Below are 16329 nucleotides of genomic sequence, written 5' to 3'. Positions count from 1 at the left end.
CGGTCCAGTCTACCTGAGGTCAGGGCCGGGAGAGGAGGCCTGGCTCAGAGGTTCAGGTGCGCCAGGTGCTCTTCGGAGGTGATGGGCGTGTTCGGCTCGTCGTGGATGATCTTGCCGTCGCGCAGCTTCACGATGCGGTGGGCGTGGCGGGCGATGTCCTCCTCGTGGGTGACGAGGATGATGGTGTTGCCCTTCTGGTACAGGTCCTCGAAGAGGGCCATGATCTCGATGCTGGTCTTGGAGTCCAGGGCGCCCGTGGGCTCGTCCGCCAGGAGGATGGAGGGGTCGTTCACCAGGGCACGGGCGATGGCCACGCGCTGCCGCTGGCCACCGGAGAGCTGGTTGGGCATGTGGTCGCTGCGGGTGCCCAGGCCGACATTCTCCAGGGCCTTCAGGGCCATCTGGTGGCGCTCGACGGGCGTCTTCCCCGCGTAGATCAGCGGCAGCTCCACGTTCTGGAGCGAGGTGGTGCGGGCCAGGAGGTTGAACGTCTGGAAGACGAAGCCGATCTCCTCGTTGCGGATCTGGGCCAGGTCATCATCCGTCATGGCGGAGGCCAGCTTGCCGTTCAGTTCGTAGGTGCCGCCGGTGGGCGTATCCAGACAGCCGATGACATTCATCATGGTGGACTTGCCGGAGCCGGAGGGGCCCATGATGGCCACGTACTCGCCCCGCCGGATCTCCATGGACACGCCGTCCAGGGCGCGCACTTCCATGTCACCCATCTGATAGATCTTGGTGATGTCGGTGAGCCGGATCAGGGGCGCGTCGGTCATGGGATCCTCAAGGGGCCACCGAAGGCCCTGGTCCATCTTCGCAGAAGCCCGGGGGCCGGTTTAGGGCCTTCCCCGGATTCCCGCTACAATCCTGGCTCCATCCGGCATCCTGTCGCTAGGTTCCATCCACGATGATCGACTCCCTGATCCGCGCCCTGGGTCGGCCGCTGTTGCGGCTGCGCTACCGAATCCATACCGGGGGGCTGGAGGCCGTTCCCGCTGCCGGAACCCCCGGAATCCTGTTCCTGGCCAACCATCCGACCCTCGTGGATCCCTTCCTGCTGGGCGCCGAGCTGCACGGCCGCTTCGCCCCGGTCCTGGTGGTGGGCCGGGACCATGGCGCCTCCGCCCCTCTGCGCTGGCTGGCCTGGGCGCTGGGCGCCAGGCCCCTGCCGGATCCCGCGGACCACGGTGCGCAGACCCGGGAGAGGCTGGACCTGGAGCTGGCGGCCCATGCCCGCCTTCTGGCGTCGGGGCGGAACCTCCTCATGTTTCCCGGGGCCCGCCTGGCGCGGCAGAAGACCCAGGACCTCGCCGACAACAGCGCCGTGGCCGCGATCCTCCGCCAGGCCCCCGGCACCCGGGTGGTGGTGGTGCGGCTCGGCGGGCTCTGGGGCAGCCGCTTCAGCGCGGCTTCCGGACGACGTCCATCCACCGGCGTGGAGCTGCTCAAGGGGCTGGGCTACCTGCTGGCCAACGCCCTGTTCTTCATGCCCCGGCGCGAGGTCCAGGTCACCTTCGAGGAGGTCCCGGACCTCCCGGCGGGCGCGGACCGCGAGGCCGTCAACCGGGTCCTGGAGGCCCACCTGAATGCGGACGCCACGCCGCGGACCTTCGTCCCCTACCTGATCTGGAAGGACCATGCGCCCCGCACCCTCCCCGAGCCGCCCCGGCCCAGGGTGGAGGGCAACCCCCGCAACGTGCCGCCCCAGGTCCGGGATGCGGTGCGGCGCCACCTGCAGGCGGTCACGGGCCATTCGGACATCCAGGAACATCACCACCTGGTGAAGGACCTGGGGCTCGATGTCCTGGGCCATCGGGAGCTTGAGCTCTGGCTCGAGCAGGCCTTCGGCTACCCCTGCGCCGATCCCGCCTCCCTCCAGACCGTGGGCGACCTGCTGCTGGCGGCCACCGGCGCGGCCGTCTCCCTCCGCCAGGGCGAGCTGAAGGCCGTGCCCCATGCCTGGTTCCATTCGCGCACGGATCTGCCCATCGAGATGCCTGACGGCGACTCGATCCCCGAGGTCTTCCTCAAGCAGGCGCGGCGCGACCCGGGCCGGGTGGTCCTGGCCGACCAGCTGGGCGGCGTGAAGACCTACCGGGATGTCATCACGGCCATCCTGGTGCTGAAGCCCATCTTCGAGGGCCTGGAAGGCTCCCACGTGGGCCTGATGCTGCCGGCCTCCGGGGGCGCCAGCATCCTCTACCTGGCCCTGCTGTTCGCGGGCAAGACGCCCGTGCTGGTGAACTGGACGGCCGGGGTCCGCAGCATGGCCTATGGCCTCGACCTGGTGGGGGTGAAGCACGTGATCAGCGTGTCCACGCTGATCAACCGGCTCGAGGCCCAGAGCGTGGATCTGTCGGCCGTCAAGGACCGCCTGGTGCTGCTGGACGTCGTGGGCAGGCGCATCTCGCTGGCCACGAAACTGTCCGCGGCCCTGCGGGCCCGCCTGGGCTGGACCTCCCTCGATGCCTCCGCGGCTCCGGCCACGGCCGCGGTGCTCTTCACCAGTGGCAGCGAGAGCCATCCGAAGGCCGTGCCCCTCACCCACGGGAACATCCTCGCCAACATCCGCGACATCACCCAGGCCATCCGGTTCCGCGAGGACGAGCGGGTCATGGGCTGCCTGCCGCCCTTCCATGCCTTCGGCCTGACCACCACCACCATCCTGCCGATGCTGCTCGGCTTGCGGGTGGTCTACCATCCCAATCCCACCGAGGGCAGGATGCTGGCCCGCCTCATCGAGGCCTACCACGCCACCCTGCTGGTGGGTACGCCCACCTTTCTGGGCGGCATCCTCCGCGTGGCGGAGGACCGGCACCTGGAATCCCTGCGCATTGTGGTATCGGGCGCGGAGAAGTGCCCCGAACCGGTCTACGCCACCCTGGCCCGGCGCTGGCCGAAGACCACCGTGCTCGAGGGCTACGGCATCACGGAGTGCTCTCCCGTGGTTTCGGTGAACCGCGAAGAGGACCTGCGGAACGGCAGCATCGGGAAGCCCCTGGTGTCGGTGGAATGGGCCATCGTCGACCTCGAGACCGGCCGCCGGGTGCAGCCGGGCCAGCCCGGCATGCTGCTCGTCCGCGGCCCCAGCATCTTCTCCGGCTACCTCAACCCGGACGTGGAGTCCCCCTTCGAGACCTTCGAGGGCCGGTCCTGGTACCGCACGGGGGACCTGGTGTTCCAGGACCGCGGTGTCCTGGTGTTCTCCGGCCGCCTCAAGCGCTTCGTGAAGCTCGGAGGCGAGATGGTCTCCCTGCCGGCCATCGAGGAGGCCCTGTCCCAGCGCTTCCAGGGCGAGGATGAGATCGAGCCCTTGCTGGCGGTGGAGGCCACCACCGAGGATCTCAACCCCGACCTGATCCTCTTCTCCGTGGCCGGCATCGGCCGCGACGACGCCAACGCGGTGATCCGCGCGGCGGGCCTCTCCTCCCTGCACAACATCCGCGTGGTCCGGCAGATCGACCAGATCCCCACCCTGGGCACCGGCAAGACGGACTACCGGGCCCTCAAGGCGCTCCTGACTGGAGAGCCGGCCTAGGCGCTAGGGCTCTGCTTCGATCAGCAGCGCCAGGCCCAGGCCACCCCCGATGCCGAGGGTGGCCACGCCCAGGCCGCCGCCACGGGCCCTCAGTTGGTGGACCAGGGTGACCACGATGCGCGCGCCGGTGGCCCCGATGGGATGCCCCAGGGCCACGCCGCCCCCGGCCACGTTCAGGCGATCCTCCGGAAGGCCCACCTGCCGCTGGCAGACGAGGAGCTGGGCGGCGAAGGCCTCATTGAGCTCCCACAGGTCGATGTCGGCCACGGTCAGGCCCTGGACCTCTAGCAGGCGCCGCACGGCGGGGACGGGCGCCTCGCCCATGTCCAGCGGGTCCACACCCGCTTCGCTCCACGCCCGGATCCGGGCCAGGGGTTTGGTATCGCCCGCCTGGTCCCGCCGGGCCAGGAGGAGCGCGGCAGCGCCATCGGACAGGGCGGAGGCATTCCCCGCCGTGACCTGGCCCTGTGGATCGAAGACCGGTGCGAGGCGGGCCAGGGCCTCGGGGGTGATCTCCGGCCGGATGGCTTCATCGCGATCAAGATTCGGATGGGGCAGCAGCTCCGCGTGGAAATCGGCTCCCGCAGCCCGGTGGTGGCTCTCCATCGCCCAGGCATCGGCCTCCAGCCGCGTGATGCCCCGCTTGGCCGCGAGCCGTTCGATGGTCTCGCCCATGAGCAGGCCGGTCACCGGGCAACGCAGGCCGTCATGGTGCATGACATCCGGGAGCTGGCGGTGGCCCATGCGGAAGCCCCAGCGGAGGCCCGGCACCAGGTGGGGCGTATCGGACATGGCCTCGCTGCCCCCCACGAGGATGGGCGCCGCGGCGCCGCCCCTCAGGCTCTGGGCGGCGAGGAGGAGGGCCTGGAGGCTGGATCCGCAGGCCATGTTCACGGTGAAGGCGGAGGTGTCATGGGGGAGGCCGGCCCTCAGGGCCAGGGTGCGGGCCGGGTTCATGCCCTGGGTGTGGCTCCGGGCCATGCCCCAGAGGAGGCTGCCCGGGCGGGGCAGGGCGGGCCGGGAGAGCAGGCCTTCCACCGCCGAGAGCCCGAGGGACACGGCCCCCAGGCCTGCCAGGCTTCCGCCGTAGCGGCCCTGGGGCAGGCGCCCCGCGGCAAGGATCAGCAGATCGCCGGAATTCCTCATGAAGCCGGGTCCCAGTCGTCGGGCGTCGGCTCCCTGGGGCCGAGCCTGACATCCGGCGGGAACCAGGCGTCCCAGAGGGCCAGGTGCCGGGCGATGTACTCCCGGGTCCAATAGCGGAACCGGTTCACCTGCGGCCGGTCCTCGGTGGAGGCGGGGACGCCCCAGGCCTGGAGCCCGAGGCGGTCCGCCAGGTAGAGGGCCCGAGGCAGGTGGAAATCCGACGTGACGATGACCACCTGTCGCTGGCCGAAGACGGCCTGGGCGCGCTTGAGGCTGTCCCAGGTGCGGAGCCCCGCGTAGTCGCTGACGATGTGGGTGGGGGGAACCCCCTGCTTCACCAGCCAGCGGCGCATGGCCTGGGGTTCATTGTACGAAGGGTGCCGGTTGTCGCCGGAGACCAGGAACCAGCGGACCTTCCCGGTGCGGTAGAGATCCAGGGCCGTGCGGAGGCGCCCCTGGAGGAGTTCGGTGGGCTCCCCGTCGCCATAGACACCGGCCCCCAGCACCAGCACCGGGCCGCCCACTGGCGGCATGTCCTCTGCCCGGTAGATTTGCTGGTGGTGCATGGCTGGGAACCTTCCCAGGGTCCAGAGCAAATCTCCCAGGAGGGGCAGCGTCAGGACCAGGAGCAGGGTCCGCCGGTGCGGCCTGCAGCGATGAAGAAAGGCGGAGATCGGCATCGTGAGTTAGCATAGACCTTCCGCACGCCCCAGCCCCATGGACCTCCCGCCTGAACGAGACGCCTTGATGAACATGAGCCTTGATCCCGCAGTTCTTCCCGCCCGTCTGTCCTCCCGCCGCCTGCAGATGATCCTGGCCCCCCTGGCCCTGATCCTGGCCGCGGGCGGAACAGGCTGCTTCAGGGCTTCGGGTGTGGCCCGGCCCACGGTGGCGGTGGAAGAGATCCCCGCTAACGGAGGTGACCGGCTGGCAGGTCTGAAGGCCACCTCGGGACCCGGCGATTTCTACCTCGGCAACGATGCCGTCCAGCTGGCGGTGGACGGGGCGGCCTTCGGGGACCGGGAAGGCCAGTTCGGCGCGCCCTCCGGTGGCGCCATCCTCGACATGGGCAGCGTGGCTCTGGACCAGAACTACAAGCGGGTGTCCATGCCCACGGACATGGTGGAGCGCCTCGGGCCCGTGGCCAACCAGGATCCGGATCTGCCGCTGGTCTTTGATCGCTACACCCCGGGGACCAGGGTCAATGAGGTGTTCCTGGACATGCAGGGCTACCTGCTGGATCCCAAGGGCAAGCTCGGTGTGGCCACGGACCTCCAGGGCCGGGTGGCGGGGGTCAGTGTGGTCCACCGGATCACGCTCACCAAGGCGGATGTGTTCTTCACCCTGGAGACCACGGTCACCAACAGCGGGACCACGGCCCTTCCCATCCGGAGCCTCGGGGACTTCCTGTCCCAGCGCGGAGGTGGCTTCCGCTTCGTGGTCCCGGCGGTGTCCACCTTCACCGGAACGCCGCTCAGCAGCTGGGGTGTGGAAATCCCCGGATCGGACTTCTCGGCGCCCCTTACCAGCAGCGTGGTGGCCCCCATGGTGGCTTTCATGGGTGCGGAATCCGCCGGAGACACCCTGGACGCCCACTCCTCACTGGGCATCCTGCCCCTGGATGTGGACCAGGTGCTGGTGGCCTCGGATCCCCAGCCCGCGCTCACCGAGCTGCGTCCCCGCTTCCCCGGCCGCCTGGTCGTGGGCAGCCCCGCCGTCGCCGGCCTGCCCGCGGGGCAGTCCATCACCTACCGGCGCCGCCTGTACCTGTTGGGGGGACCCAGCATCGCCAGCATCGAACCGGCCCAGGCCACCGGGGTCTTCAATGAGATGGTGCAGGCGCGAACCGCTCTCCGCGGCGGGGACTTCGGCATTCTGACGTTCGACTCTTTCGGGACGGCGGCTCGCGGTGGCCCGGTCCAGACGGAGTTCCGGTTCGAGCGCTACACGGGCCTGAATGCCGATCCCGCCACGGATGCGGATCCCTCCCACTGGGTGACCGAACGGGTGGAGTGGCGCGAGGCCACCGAGATCCCCTCAAGCGGCGGACCAATCGGCGTCCTGCTCCCGGCCGTCACCGATACCCGGGGGACTGGCTCCACCCAGCCATATCGGCTGACCGCGACCAACGCCACTCAGAGCAGCAGACTCTACCTCGGCACCAACACCGCCGACACCAATCGTCCCTACCTGGCCACGCCCATCACGCCGTCGAAGAGCCTGATCTGGCGCTTGGCGGAGAACCTCAGCCCCGAGCGGACGGAGGTCGTGGATGCCACGGGCAACGTGATCCACCAGAAGCAGATGGCCCACTACTTCGTGGTCAGGCAGGCGGGCACCCTGGAACTGGGAGGCCTGAACCCCCTCCGCATTACCCTGGCAGGCCAGGGCGGAACCCCGGATCCCTCCATGAAGCGTCTGCGCAGGCTGGCCGGCTACTTCAACCAGGTCTACAAGGCCAAGGAGATCGGGGGCGCCAATCTCGGGGCCTACCAGTACACGGCCGGGAACCAGATCTTCGGGACGTCCTTCCGGAATTCCGGTGGGTCCGCCACGGCTTTCTTCGCTCCCGGGGACTACCTAGCCTACGGCACCCGCGGCCCGCTGTCCCACCTGGACGCGCTGCCCGTGAAGTCATTCGACGGCCAGGCGGACGTGACCCACGCCTTCGTGACCATCCCGCCGGTCCTGCCGGCTGGCTGGACGGCTTTCGATGTCCCGGGGCCCACCCAGGCCACCACCGGCGGCCTTAATCCGGGTGAAATGCTCAGCTCGGCCCTGGCTGAAGGTGTGCAGGCGGTGGCCAGAACCGAAGAAGACAGGCTGACGGATCCCTCCGCGCTGCGGGTGGAATTCCGGTCGGAGATCGAAAACCTTTCCGTCACAGACGCCCAGCGCGCTCCCATCGGCAACGACCCCTTCGTGGTCGGCGCCCGCAGCTCGGCCCTGGCGGATGGTTTCGTCACGGCCCTGTTCACCCCGGCCCCCACCGGGGCCCGCAATGGCGGGGCTCGCCCCTCCAAGGGCTGGACACTGGCGGATTTCATCACCCAGGCCGAGGGCTCCTACACCATCGTCCACCGGCCCCGGGGCCCCCAGGGGCTGTTCACGGTCCGCGGTTTCGATCCCGCGGTGCCCATCGGGACCGGCGCCAATGCCTGGTGGACCCAGACCGGCCCCGTGTCCCTGGGCAAGCGCCATGGGGATTTCGACGCCCTGGAACTGATCCGGGCCGAGGGTTGCGACCCGGCGGACCCCAGTGCGTGGTTTGCGGAGTTCAAGGCCGTCCGCGCCGACTGGTTCTCTCTGCTGAGTCAGCAGACGCCGGCCGCCTTCACCAAGGGCCTCGGGCTCTCCGCCTCACGGTTCAGCTTCGACACCCCCGTGGGCCAGGCGCGCACCTACCTCAAGCTCGCATCCACCCTGTCCCAGACGACCCTCGATCCCCTGCTGACCTCCCTCCGCAGCGGGGCGGCCGTGGCCTCCACGGGGCCCCTGCTCGACGTGACCGTCAACGGAGTCGGGCCGGGTGGCCTGGTGACCGGGCCCGCCGCCACCGTCTCCATCACCATTTCGCTCTACGGGGCGGGCTGGGTGCCGGTCGATGAGGTGCGCGTGGTGGTGAACGGGGCCGTCCAGGTGGTGCCGATGACCAGCTTCACGGCCTCCACCTCGGACTTCCTCCTGCGCACGGCCACCCTCAGCGGCATCGCCATGCCCGCCGGCAAGGATGCCTGGGTGGTGGTCGAGGCCGGAGTGCCCCTGGCCACGACCGGGGCCTACCGGGCCGGAACGCCCTGGAACAAGATCATGAAGGGCATCTATCCCATCGCTGTCACCAACCCGGTCTTTGTGGATGTGGACGGCGGGGGGTACACTCCTCCGGGACTCTAGACGGCAGGGGTGGACTGATGGCGGATTGGCTTCCGGAACGCCTTCCGGAGGATATTGATGCGGAGCGGGCCTTCCTGGCCACGTGCTGCGCGCCGGGGGCGGGTTTCGCCGCCAGCGAGGCCGTGTTCGCGCTGGCCGAGGAGGACTTTGTCCACCCGGCCCATCGGGCCGTGTTCCGCGCCCTCCGCACGCTCATCGAGGCCCAGGTCGAGGTCAACTCCCTCACCCTGAAGGATGCGCTGGACCAGGACGACAGCCTGAACAAGGTGGGTGGCTATCCCGGCCTGGTGGAGCTGCTGGCGGGCGAGGATGTGGAGCGGCCCCAGGTGCTGGCTGACCTGATCCGCCGCAAGGCCAAGCTGCGCCGTCTGGTCCACCTGGGCGCCCAGCTGGTCCGCCAGGCCGCCGAAGAGGATGAACCGCCCGAAGTGCTGGTGGACCAGACGGCCCAGAGCCTCTTCCACCTGGCCCAGGGCGACGCCAAGGCCAAGGGCCTGCTCCCCATCCAGACGGTGGCGGACGATGCCATGGAGCGCCTCCACGAGCGGCTGGAGGGCCGCCTCTCGCCGGGCGTGCGGGTGGGCTTCAGCCGCTTCGACGAGCTGACCCAGGGCTTCCAGCCCGGCAACCTCATCGTGCTGGCCGCCCGTCCGGGCATCGGCAAGACCGCCCTGGCCCTGAACTGGGTCCTGCGCGCGGCCCAGGAGCGGGACGGCCGCCCAGGGCACTGTGGCGCCTTCTTCAGCCTGGAGATGAGCCACGAGGAGGTCTTCCTGCGCCTGCTTGCGGCCCAGAGCCAGACCAACATGAAGGACCTCCAGTCCGGCCGGGCCACCGGGCGGCTGGATCATGTGATGCGGTCCCGGGACGAGCTGGTGCAGATGCCCCTGTTCATCTGCGACCAGGCTTCCATCACGGTGCCCCAGATCCAGAACATGATCGTGAAGCAGGGCAGCCAGAGCAACCGGCGCGTGGAGTTCGTCCTCATCGACTACCTGCAGCTGCTCAGCAGCCCCGAGAACAGCCGCGGCGCCAAGCAGAACGAGGCTGTCCGCATCGGCGAGATCAGCCGCGGCCTCAAGCTCATGGCCAAGGACTTCGGCATTCCAGTGGTGGTCCTGTCCCAGCTGAACCGCGAGGTGGAGCACCGCACTGGCGGTCGCCCCCAGCTCAGCGACCTCCGTGACTCCGGCGCCATCGAGCAGGACGCCGACATGGTGGCCTTCATCCACCGGAAGATGATCCCCTCCGCCAACGAGGAGCCCGATCCCTCCGCCGAGCTGATCGTGGCCAAGCACCGCAACGGCCCCACCGCCATCATCCAGCTGCACTTCCAGGGCGAGTACGCCATGTACCGGGAGATGGTGCGGGAGACCTCCTCCTACGCATGAAAACGGCGGCCGGATGGCCGCCGTTTTCATGCGCGGATGGACCGCTATTCGAGCCCGAACGTGGAGTTCTCCAACTCTTTCTTCACAAACGCCATGAACAGGTCGCCCATGGCGCCGTCGATGATCCGATGGTCGAAGCCGAGACTGCTGAACATCACCTGGCGGATGGCGATGAAGTCGGTGCCGTCGGGGCCGGTGATGACCACGGGGCGCTTCACGATGGCGCCCACGCCCTGGATGGCCACCTGGGGCTGGTTGATGACGGGCAGGCCGAAGGTGTCGCCGTAGACCCCGGGGTTGGTGATGGTGAAGGTGCCGCCGCTGATCTCGTCGGGCTTCAGCTGCTTGGCGCGGGCGCGCTCGGCCAGGTCGTTGAGGCTGCGGGCCAGGCCGCCCAGGTTCATCATGTCGGCATTCTTCACCACGGGCACGATGAGGCCCCAGTCCAGGCTCACGGCGATGCCGAGGTTGATGTCCTGCTTGTAGACGATGTTGTCGCCGTCCACGGAGGCGTTGACGATGGGATAGGCGCGGAGGGCCTTGCAGGCCGCCATCATCACGAAGGGCATGAAGCTCAGCTTCGTTCCGAACTGGGCCTCGAAGGCCTTCTTGTGCTTGTTGCGCAGCTGGGCCACGTGGGTCATGTCGATCTCGAAGACCGTGTAGACGTGGGCCGAGGTGCGGCGGCTGGCCACCATGTTGTCCGCGATGATCTTGCGCATGCGGGTCATGGGCTCGACCTTCACGCGCTCGCCGGCGGCGAAGGCGGGCATGGCCGGGGCGGGGGCCACCGCCATGCCGGGCGCCAGGCCCATGGTCGGGGCGGAGGGATCATGGACCGCGGGCAGCGCCGGCGCGATGGAGGAGGCGGAAGCGGCGGGTGCCGCGGTCGGCCCCTTGGCCAGGTGGGCCTCCAGGTCCTCCTTGGTGACGCGACCGGCTTGGCCGGTGCCCTGGACCTTGGCCAGGTCGAGGCCGTGCTGCTTGGCCATCTCGCGGACCAGGGGGCTGCTCTTGGTGCGCAGGCGACCCTCCAGGCTGTTGTCGTCCTCGTCCCCCAGCGGGGCAGGGGCCGCGGCGGCCGGGGCCACGCTGGCGGCTGGGGCGGTGGTTGCAGCTGCGGCAGGGGCCGTGGCGCCGGAGGGCTTCTCCGACGCGTCGCCGATCCGGGCCACCACGGTGCCCACGGGGACCGTGGCGTTCACGTCCACGAGGATCTCCAGCAAGGTGCCAGCGGCGGGCGCGGGAATCTCCGCGTCCACCTTGTCCGTGCTGATCTCGTAGAGGGTCTCGTCCTTGGCGATCACGTCGCCGGCCTGCTTGTGCCACTTCAGCACGGTGGCTTCTGCGATGCTCTCGCCCATCTGGGGCATGACGACGTCAAAGGCCATGGTTCGCTCCTATGCGGACAGGGTCGGGGTTTCGAGGTGGTGGCGGGTGAGGGACTGGAAGGCGCGGGCGACCTCCAGCAGGCGGACATCCGAAAGGGCCGGCCCGATGAGTTGGATGCCGGCCGGCAGGCCGCCGGTGAACCCTGCCGGCATGGACAGGCAGGGGAGCCCCGCCAGGGCGGTGGGGACGGTGAAGACGTCGGCGAGGTACATGGCGAGGGGGTCATCCGTCTTGGCGCCGAAGGGGAAGGCCGTGCCGGGGCTGACGGGGGAAGCCAGGATATCGGCCTGGGCGAAGGCCGCGTGGAAATCGGCGGCGATGAGCGTCCGGGCCTTCAGGGCCTTCAGGTAGAAGGCATCGTAGTACCCCCTGGACAGACAGAAGGTCCCCAGGAGGATCCGGCGTTTGACCTCGGGGCCCAGGCCCTCATCCCTGGTTTCGGAGATCATCCCGGCCAGGGTGGAGGCTGCCGAGTTCGACCTCAGGCCGTAACGCACCCCGTCGAAGCGGCTGAGGTTGCTGGACACCTCGCTGGTGCACAGCAGGTAGTAGGTGTCGATGGCGTAGCGAGTGTGGGGCAGGCTCACGGGGACCAGCCGCGCGCCCTGGCCCTCGAACACCCGGAGGGCGGCGTCGAGGAGGCCACGGACGCCGGGCTCCAGGCCGTCGGCAAAGTACTCCTCGGGGAGGCCGACGCGAAGACCATTCAGATCCAGGGGCCGAAGATCCGCCAGGCGCTCCCGGTGCGGCAGCTCCACGGAAGTGCTGTCCATGGGGTCGACGCCGGCCATGACCCCGAAGGCCAGGGCCAGGTCCGTGGCCGTGGCGGCGATGGGTCCCACCTGATCGAGGCTGGAGGCCATGGCCGTGAGGCCGTACCGGCTGAGGACGCCGTAGGTTGGCCGCAGGGCCGTCACGTTGCAGAAGCTGGCGGGCAGGCGCACGGAGCCGCCGGTGTCGCTGCCCAGGGCCAGGGGCGCATAGCCCGCGGCGACGGCCACCACGGAGCCGCTGCTGCTGCCGCCGGGAACCCGGGTCGGGTCCCAGGGATTCCGGGCGGGATCGAAGGCGCTGTACTCACCGCTGGAGCCCATGGCGAACTCGTCGAGGTTGGCCTTGGCGATGGGGATGGCGCCCGCCTCGAGCAGGCGACGCACCACGGTGGCGTCGTAGGGGGCCACATAGCCGTCGAGCACGCGGGAGCCGCAGGTCATCGGCAGGCCGGACCAGTGGAGGTTGTCCTTCAGGACGATGGGGAGGCCGAGCACCGGCGTGCGCTCCCCGGCCCGCAGGCGCCGATCGGCCTTCCGGGCCAGGTCGAGGCTGCGGGCCTCGTCGGTGGCCAGGACAGCATGGAGGGTCCCGTCGAGGGTACGGATGCGGTCGAAGGCACCTCGCACCAGGGACTCGGAGGACAGGTCACCGGCATCCAGGCCTTCGCGCCAGTCCATCGCCGTGCCCAACGCCATGCCCGCTCCCGTGGAACCTTCTACTTTGCCACCACGCCGGAGTGTCTTCCAGCCTGGACCGGCGGGGCCACCATCTTCTCCTGGTGAGATTCCGCCACGTTTCGTTGCTCTGGGCCTGCACTCGGGATGGAAATAGGCTACCATCCTCTGCTCAAGCCCTGTTCTTCCATCCCCATGCGATGCGCTGGCGCAGGGTGCTCCATGGACTCCCATGAATCCTTTCGATGTGCTGGAAATCCCCACCGATGCCTCGCCCGAGGACATCAAGGCCGCGTACCACCGGCTGGCCAAGCAATGGCACCCGGACCGGTATACGGGAGCGGCGAAGGAGGAGGCGGAAGGGAAGTTCCGGGAGCTGGCGGAGGCGTTCAGCACCTTGAAAGATCCCGGCAAGCGGCTCGCGCTGGTGCAGCAGATGCCCAGGTCCGCCCCCGCCCCCGCCCCCGCGCCGCCGAGGGAGAAGGAGAAGGAGAAAGATCCTGACTCCCCGCAGGAGCGGACCGCCGAGGACTGGGTGAACATGGCCAAGGAGGCGTTTGAGGAGGGCCGGGTGGAGCAGGCCCAGGCGCTCATCCACTACGCGATCCGCCTGGACGAGAAGAAACCCCAATATCACGCCCTGCTGGCCACGTACCTGGAACAGGGCGGGGGCGACCTCCGCGCGGTGGTGAAAGCGCTCGAGACCGCGGTCAGGCTGGCCCCCAGGGATGTGGACTGCCACCTCCGTCTCGCGGCCCACTTCCAGACCCTGGGCATGGCTGCCCGCGCGCAGCGGCACCTCCAGACCGCCCGGGAGATCTCACCCAACCACCCGAAGCTGCGCCAGGCAGCCCCGAAGGGTGGCAAGGGGGCCAAGACGGCCCCGACGCCCGACAAGAAAGGGCAGTCCCCGGCCGGACCTGCGGGCCAGGCGGGCCTCATGGATCAACTGAAGGACCTCTGGGGCCGACTGACGGGAAAGGGTTGATCATGAGGATCCGCACCGCAGGCAAGACCGATGTCGGTTGTGTCCGGAAGCACAACGAGGACAGCTACCTGGCCGATGCGGACCTGGGCCTCTTCGTCGTGGCCGATGGGCTCGGCGGCCACGCCGCCGGCGAGGTGGCCAGCCAGATCGTCGTGGAGACGGTGGCCAAGTTCGTGGGCGACACCCGGGAGAAGGACCGGACGTGGCCCATGGAGTACGATCCCAGCCTCTCCTATGACGGGAACCGGCTCAAGGTGGCGCTGCTGCTGTCGGACCGGGCCATCGCCGAGGACATCCGCCGCAATCCCGAACGGGAGACCATGGGGTCCACTGTCGTAGCTGGCCTGGTCCACGGCTCGAAAGTGACCCTGGCCCATGTGGGCGACAGCCGGGCCTACCTGCTGGGGCCCGAAGGCATCCGGCAGGTGACCCGGGACCACAGTTGGGTGGCCGAACAGGTGGCGAACGGCATTCTGACCCCCTCGGAAGCCCGGGTGCACCCCTTCCGGAACGTCATCACCCAGGCCCTGGGTAACGGGGGAGACCTGGATATTGAGGTCCAAAACCTGGAGCTCGACAAAACGGAGCGACTTTTGCTTTGCTCCGACGGCCTGTCAGGAATGATCGGCGATAGACAGATCTGGGACATCGTGACACAGTCCGGCGACCTTCAAAGGGCTGTGGAATCACTGGTTCTGGCCGCGCGGGAACATGGCGGCGAGGACAATATCACGGCCGTCCTGGTTGGTTTGGAACCCGAACTACCCTGACGCAAAATTAGTTAGCCTTGACCTAATCCATTCCAGCGGTACCATCTCCAATACCTAAATTCTCCAAGTGAGGCATCCGGTGGGTCTCTTCGGAAGCAAACCCAAAAGTCTTGTTGGCTTGGATATCGGATCCAGCTCGGTGAAAGTCTGCGAACTCCAGCAGATTGGAAAGAGCGGCCAGACCCGCTATCGCCTCCAGAAACTGGGCCGGGTGGCCCTGCCGCCCGATGCCATCGTGGATGGCGACATCATGGATAGCAACGCTGTGGCGTCAGCTATCCGGCAGGTCATGGCGGAACAGAAAATCAAGGCCAAGGATGTGGCCATCTCCGTGTCCGGTCAGCAGGTGATGGTCAAAAAAGTGACATTCCCCCTGATGAGCCAGGCCGAGCTGGCCGAGTCCGTCCGGTGGGAGGCCGAGAGCTTCTTCCCGGCAGGCCAGGGGTTGGACTCGTACGCCCTGGATTACTACCTGATCGAAGAGCGGGCCGCCGACGGCAACATGGATGTGGTCCTTGTGGCCTGCCGGAAAGACAAGCTCGAGGCCTACGTGAGCTGCGTCGCCCAGGCGGGCTGCAGCCCCAAGGTGGTGGACGTGGATGTCTTCGCCCTGCAGAACGCCTACGAGGCGAACACCATGGGGGGCGGTCGGGACGAGGTCGTGGCCCTGGTGAACATGGGCGCCACCTTCACCAACCTCACCATGATGGTGGGCGGCAAGTCGGTGTTCTGGCGCGACATGGCCTGGGGCAGCAGCCGGTATTCCGAGAAGCTCATGGAAGATTGGGGGGTCACCCGCGAAGGTGCGGAGCGCCTCAAGCGGAACCAGGCTTCGGAGGGCCACGAGGCGGATGAGGTCCACCCGTCGATCAACGCCGTGTCCGATGCCTTCGCCGATGAGCTCAGCCGCACCCTCGATTTCTTCAAGAGCAGTTTCAAGGTGGATCGCCTCGACCGCGTGCTCGTCAGCGGCGGGGGCTCCATGGTCCACGGATTGATGGACGTACTGAGCGACCGGCTCCGGGTTTCGGTGGACCGGTTCAATCCCTTCCAGCTCGTGGACATCGATGGCCGGACCGAGGATCCCATGACGGTTCGTGAGATCGGCGGCGGCGCCACCGTCGCGGTCGGGCTGGCCTTGCGCCAAGTGGGGGACCGATGATCAAGATCAACCTGCTGGGTGATGCCCTGACCCAGGGCGGTGCGAAGAAGGGGGCCAACAAGGCCGCCGCCGAGCCCGTCCAGGTCTATACGGGGGAAGGGGGAAGCCGCTCGACCCTGCCCATCGCCGGCGTGGTGGTGGGCCTGGCCTTCGCGGCCTGCGGCGGCATCTATTACGTCTGGCTGAACAGCGAGCTCACCAAGGCCGAAAAGCAGAAAGTCGACCTCGAGCGCGACAAGAAGCAGTATGAACCCTACATCGCCCTGGAGAAGACCTTCCGGGAGAAGAAGGCCGCCCTCCAGAAGAAGGAAGAGGTGATGACGGCCCTCAAGCGGCAGCAGTCGCTTCCGGTGCACCTCCTGGAGGAACTCGCCAACAGCCTGCCCGACGACGTGTGGTTCAAGAAGATCTCCCAGAAGGGTTCGCTCATCACCATCGAAGGCGAGGGCCGGAATTTCGAGTCCATCAACGCCTTCTACGGCAACCTCCAGTCCCGTACCCGATGGTTCAAGAAGATCAACTATCCGAGCGCGAAGCGGGGGACCACCGGTTCCTTCGACTTCACGATCTCCTTCGAACTCCAGAACGCTGTCTGAGGTA

12 protein-coding genes are annotated in these 16329 nt (G+C 68.3%); 7 read left to right on the top strand and 5 right to left on the bottom strand.

Annotation, left to right across the window (positions count from 1 at the left end; all coding sequences use genetic code 11):
* Nucleotides 1–44 precede the first annotated feature (44 nt).
* Nucleotides 45–776, bottom strand: coding sequence for an ABC transporter ATP-binding protein (locus QSJ30_RS06785; RefSeq protein ID WP_285607711.1), 732 nt, complete (start codon nt 774–776; stop codon nt 45–47).
* A 131-nt stretch (nt 777–907) separates the two neighbouring features.
* Here QSJ30_RS06785 and QSJ30_RS06780 point away from each other — a divergent pair, with 131 nt between their 5' ends.
* Nucleotides 908–3538 carry an AMP-binding protein gene (locus tag QSJ30_RS06780; protein ID WP_285607710.1) on the top strand — a complete coding sequence of 877 codons (2631 nt, stop codon included), beginning with the start codon at nt 908–910 and terminating at the stop codon, nt 3536–3538.
* Between the two features lie 3 nt (nt 3539–3541).
* On the opposite strand, the gene QSJ30_RS06775 is transcribed toward QSJ30_RS06780, so the two are convergent.
* Together QSJ30_RS06775 and QSJ30_RS06770 are read right to left on the bottom strand one after the other, a co-directional pair.
* The gene (locus QSJ30_RS06775) at nt 3542–4684 is read right to left on the bottom strand and encodes a thiolase family protein (RefSeq protein WP_285607709.1); all 1143 of its coding nucleotides are present in this window, start codon (nt 4682–4684) and stop codon (nt 3542–3544) included.
* Nucleotides 4681–5250: a SanA/YdcF family protein gene (locus QSJ30_RS06770; protein ID WP_285607708.1), complete on the bottom strand. Its 570-nt coding sequence runs from the start codon at nt 5248–5250 to the stop codon at nt 4681–4683. The genes QSJ30_RS06775 and QSJ30_RS06770 overlap by 4 nt, the downstream gene beginning before the upstream one ends.
* Nucleotides 5251–5431: 181 nt before the next feature.
* Here QSJ30_RS06770 and QSJ30_RS06765 point away from each other — a divergent pair, with 181 nt between their 5' ends.
* Together QSJ30_RS06765 and QSJ30_RS06760 are read left to right on the top strand one after the other, a co-directional pair.
* A complete protein-coding gene (locus tag QSJ30_RS06765; protein WP_285607707.1) occupies nt 5432–8578 on the top strand; it encodes a CehA/McbA family metallohydrolase domain-containing protein in 3147 nt (1048 codons plus the stop codon).
* 17 nt (nt 8579–8595) lie between these two features.
* Nucleotides 8596–9969, top strand: coding sequence for a replicative DNA helicase (locus QSJ30_RS06760; RefSeq protein WP_285607705.1), 1374 nt, complete (start codon nt 8596–8598; stop codon nt 9967–9969).
* Between the two features lie 44 nt (nt 9970–10013).
* Here the strand turns inward: QSJ30_RS06760 and QSJ30_RS06755 are convergent, their stop codons facing one another.
* On the bottom strand, nt 10014–11360 hold the full coding sequence (locus QSJ30_RS06755; protein WP_285607703.1) for a dihydrolipoamide acetyltransferase family protein: 1347 nt from the start codon (nt 11358–11360) through the stop codon (nt 10014–10016).
* Nucleotides 11361–11369: 9 nt separating this feature from the next.
* A complete protein-coding gene (gatA, locus tag QSJ30_RS06750; RefSeq protein ID WP_285607702.1) occupies nt 11370–12830 on the bottom strand; it encodes an Asp-tRNA(Asn)/Glu-tRNA(Gln) amidotransferase subunit GatA in 1461 nt (486 codons plus the stop codon).
* A gap of 211 nt (nt 12831–13041) precedes the next feature.
* Between gatA and QSJ30_RS06745 the strand changes: the two genes are divergently transcribed.
* The 4 genes from QSJ30_RS06745 to QSJ30_RS06730 all read left to right on the top strand — a co-directional run bounded on the left by QSJ30_RS06745 (nt 13042) and on the right by QSJ30_RS06730 (nt 16325).
* Nucleotides 13042–13797, top strand: a complete 756-nt coding sequence (locus QSJ30_RS06745) for a J domain-containing protein (protein ID WP_285607700.1) — start codon at nt 13042–13044, stop codon at nt 13795–13797.
* Between the two features lie 2 nt (nt 13798–13799).
* Nucleotides 13800–14567: a Stp1/IreP family PP2C-type Ser/Thr phosphatase gene (locus QSJ30_RS06740; RefSeq protein WP_285607698.1), complete on the top strand. Its 768-nt coding sequence runs from the start codon at nt 13800–13802 to the stop codon at nt 14565–14567.
* Nucleotides 14568–14634: 67 nt separating this feature from the next.
* Nucleotides 14635–15729 (top strand): type IV pilus assembly protein PilM, encoded by a 1095-nt coding sequence (pilM, locus tag QSJ30_RS06735; RefSeq protein ID WP_309559874.1) that lies wholly within the window; start codon nt 14635–14637, stop codon nt 15727–15729.
* Nucleotides 15726–16325 (top strand): PilN domain-containing protein, encoded by a 600-nt coding sequence (locus QSJ30_RS06730; protein ID WP_285607694.1) that lies wholly within the window; start codon nt 15726–15728, stop codon nt 16323–16325. Before pilM ends, QSJ30_RS06730 begins: the two co-directional genes overlap by 4 nt.
* Nucleotides 16326–16329 lie beyond the last annotated feature (4 nt).

Origin of the sequence: Geothrix edaphica (assembly GCF_030268045.1) — a bacterium.
GTDB classification, from domain to species: Bacteria; Acidobacteriota; Holophagae; order Holophagales; family Holophagaceae; genus Geothrix; species Geothrix edaphica.
This window is presented reverse-complemented; position numbering and strand designations above follow the sequence as displayed.

What these genes read in the sequence shown, in the direction of transcription:
- QSJ30_RS06765 (WP_285607707.1), top strand. Translation starts at nt 5,432, where the DNA reads ATGAACATGAGCCTTGATCCCGCAGTTCTTCCCGCCCGTCTGTCCTCC.
- QSJ30_RS06760 (WP_285607705.1), top strand. Translation starts at nt 8,596, where the DNA reads ATGGCGGATTGGCTTCCGGAACGCCTTCCGGAGGATATTGATGCGGAG.
- QSJ30_RS06745 (WP_285607700.1), top strand. Translation starts at nt 13,042, where the DNA reads ATGAATCCTTTCGATGTGCTGGAAATCCCCACCGATGCCTCGCCCGAG.
- QSJ30_RS06785 (WP_285607711.1), bottom strand. Translation starts at nt 776, where the DNA reads ATGACCGACGCGCCCCTGATCCGGCTCACCGACATCACCAAGATCTAT.
- QSJ30_RS06775 (WP_285607709.1), bottom strand. Translation starts at nt 4,684, where the DNA reads ATGAGGAATTCCGGCGATCTGCTGATCCTTGCCGCGGGGCGCCTGCCC.
- QSJ30_RS06740 (WP_285607698.1), top strand. Translation starts at nt 13,800, where the DNA reads ATGAGGATCCGCACCGCAGGCAAGACCGATGTCGGTTGTGTCCGGAAG.
- QSJ30_RS06755 (WP_285607703.1), bottom strand. Translation starts at nt 11,360, where the DNA reads ATGGCCTTTGACGTCGTCATGCCCCAGATGGGCGAGAGCATCGCAGAA.
- QSJ30_RS06730 (WP_285607694.1), top strand. Translation starts at nt 15,726, where the DNA reads ATGATCAAGATCAACCTGCTGGGTGATGCCCTGACCCAGGGCGGTGCG.
- QSJ30_RS06770 (WP_285607708.1), bottom strand. Translation starts at nt 5,250, where the DNA reads ATGCACCACCAGCAAATCTACCGGGCAGAGGACATGCCGCCAGTGGGC.
- QSJ30_RS06780 (WP_285607710.1), top strand. Translation starts at nt 908, where the DNA reads ATGATCGACTCCCTGATCCGCGCCCTGGGTCGGCCGCTGTTGCGGCTG.
- gatA (WP_285607702.1), bottom strand. Translation starts at nt 12,830, where the DNA reads ATGGCGTTGGGCACGGCGATGGACTGGCGCGAAGGCCTGGATGCCGGT.